General features: G+C 56.8%; 1 pseudogene. It reads left to right on the top strand.

Annotated features, from left to right (window positions below):
• Positions 1 to 447, top strand: a pseudogene (locus JI739_RS24290) (hypothetical protein); the annotation flags it as partial.
• Positions 448 to 1,114: the final 667 nt, after the last annotated feature.

Below are 1,114 nucleotides of genomic sequence, written 5' to 3'. Positions count from 1 at the left end.
TATGAGGTGACGATTCACGAGTCGCCCATTGCGGTGGAGGGGTGGAGCGGGGCGGGGTTGACCGTCATTGATCCGCAGACGGGGGCGGGGGGGTATTTGATTGAGGGTGGGGCGCGGGGTGGGGCTTTGGTGTTGCCCGGCATGCTGCTCGCAGCGCTCTCCGTAGCAGGATTGTTCCTTTTCACTAACCCGGCCGTCTTTGCAGTTGCTGGAGTGGCTGGCTTCATTGCGCACACGCTGATGGCGCTTGCGTCATCTGAACGGCAGGATGATCTATTCGAATATCACGCCGCTCGCTTGGCGGCGCTGGTCGGCTTATTGATTAGTGGTGTCGTACTCGGGGGCTATGTTGTCATGTCGCTTCCGCCGTTGTTTGTACTAACTGTACTCGCGTCTATTGCGGCAACAATCCTGTCCTTCGTTTTGCTAATTAATTCACGGAGATAAGATGAGTGCAAAATGTAGAAAAGGCTTCTCTGCTGAGCAAAAGAAGTACTCCATTTATTTGCTTGCTGCTGAACTGGTTAGCTTGGGTCTGACGCTGTGGCTTCTTGTCGAGAGCTTCTGGTAGCTGCTCACCCTCGGCGTCGAGTATTGAATGACAGGTGCCTGATGCCGATTGCGGTGGAGGGGCGGAGCGGGGCGGGGTAGCTCGCTACATTCCTGCCGTCATTTGGCTCGCGCGCAGGAATATTGTTTTTAGTTGTCCAAGTCTTTTTGACTTAATTTGAGCGCCATGCCTGTTGTTGCAATACTGCTTTTGTGCCTGGGGATCGGGTGGATGCTGTTCAAGCGCCCCAGCTTCCCAGTTGGTATGTTTTTGAACGCGCGGCCCATAATATACAGCGAGCGACCTCTGTGGTCGCATTTTCATCGCTGCTCGTTGTTGTTGTGGTCGGCGCGAAATACAAGACAATAATTCAATCGCTCCTGTGATGAGCCGAATAGCCAAATTAATAGCGCAGCAATCCCACCGACATCGTCGGGTTGCTCGCCGCCGGCCCGCGCGGCGAAGCCGCCACGGTCGGTGACGTGCTGGGCACCCGCCGCATCCGGCAGGAGCACCCGGCGGTGCTGGCCGGCACGCTGCCCTACGTGACCGTGCAGCCCGGCG

The sequence above is a fragment of the Ramlibacter aurantiacus genome, from assembly GCF_016722895.1.
In the GTDB taxonomy this organism is placed as follows: Bacteria; Pseudomonadota; Gammaproteobacteria; order Burkholderiales; family Burkholderiaceae_C; genus Ramlibacter; species Ramlibacter aurantiacus.
The sequence above is the reverse complement of the archived record's forward strand: the minus strand, read 5'-3'. Positions and strand labels throughout refer to the sequence as shown.